We start from the raw sequence: 1,215 nt of genomic DNA, 5'->3' as shown, positions 1-1,215 counted from the left end.
TAGTAGGGCTTGGTCAGGTTCGTATCGGTGTGGGTATGTCGCGGTGGCAGGTGGGGCAGGCGCCGGTCCAGGTCGCGAGGAGTGCCTGCATCTCGCGGACTATCCGGTAGAGACTCACACCTGCGCTGCTTCTTTTGGGTCGTGGGCCAGTCGTTGCAGGGTGCAAAAGGCGTGGGCGGCGGAGACGAGGGTGACGTGGTGGTGCCAGCCGCCCCAGGTGCGGCCCTCGAAGTGGGCCAGGCCCAGGGCCTGTTTCATCTCGCGGTAGTCGTGCTCGATGCGCCAGCGCAGCTTGGCCAGCCGCACCAGGGTGCCCAGCGGCATGCCCGAGGGCAGGTCGGACAGCCAGAACTGCACCGGCTCGCTCTCGGCGGCGGGCCATTCGGCCAGCAGCCAGCGCTCGGGCAGCTCCGGGCCGTCAGTGGCCTGGCGGACGCCGCGGCCGGCCGGGCGGACGCGCAGGGCCACGAACCGCGAATACATCCGCTTGAACCCGCTGCGGCCGCTGCCCGGCCGGGTGCCCTCACGCCAGGACACCGGCTTGGCGGCCGTCCTTCCGGCTTCGATGACCAGGTCCTTCACCATCCGGGCGGGCTCGGGACAGCGCATCTTCGGCGGCCGCCCGGTGCCCGCATAGACGGGCTGGATGAGGCGGGCATCGCCGGGCTGGGCGGTATGGCGACCAGAGATGCCCACCACGTAGGGCAGGCGGCGCTCTTCCAGGCCGCGGCGGAAGGCGGCGGCATCGCCGTAGCCGGCGTCCGCGACGACGAGGGGGACATCAATGCCCCAGGAGCGGGTCTCGTCGATCATGTCCAGGGCCAGCTGCCACTTCTCCACGTGCCCGAGCCGGTCCGGGATGCCGCACCGGGCACGGCGGGCGACCTTGTCCGCCTCGGCCTTGGAAGAGTCCGGGTCCCAGCAGGCGGGCAGGAACAGCCGCCAGTTCACCGCGGCCGAGGCATGATCACCGGCCAGATGCGCCGAGACGCCCACCTGGCAGTTGGTGACCTTGCCCGCGGTGCCGGTGTATTGCCGGGCCACGCCTGCCGAGGCGTGGCCGTCCTTGAGGAACCCGGTGTCGTCGATGATCAACGCTTCCGGGCCGATCACGTCCTGCATCCGCCAGGCCAGCCGGGCCCGCACATGCGCCGGGTCCCACGGGCTGGTCGTCACGAAGTGCGCCAGGGCCTGGCGGTTGCCGTCCTCGCCCAG

General features: G+C 71.4%; 1 protein-coding gene. It reads right to left on the bottom strand.

The window, feature by feature from the left end; all coding sequences use genetic code 11:
- Window positions 1-114 precede the first annotated feature (114 nt).
- Window positions 115-1,215: IS701 family transposase (locus tag IE271_RS41005; RefSeq protein WP_190195491.1), on the bottom strand; the 1,101-nt coding region annotated here is incomplete at its 5' end.

The sequence above is a fragment of the Streptomyces minutiscleroticus genome, assembly GCF_014650875.1.
Lineage (GTDB): Bacteria > Actinomycetota > Actinomycetes > Streptomycetales > Streptomycetaceae > Streptomyces > Streptomyces minutiscleroticus.
Note: the sequence above shows the minus strand (reverse complement) of the source record. Positions and strands in the feature narration are given on the sequence as shown.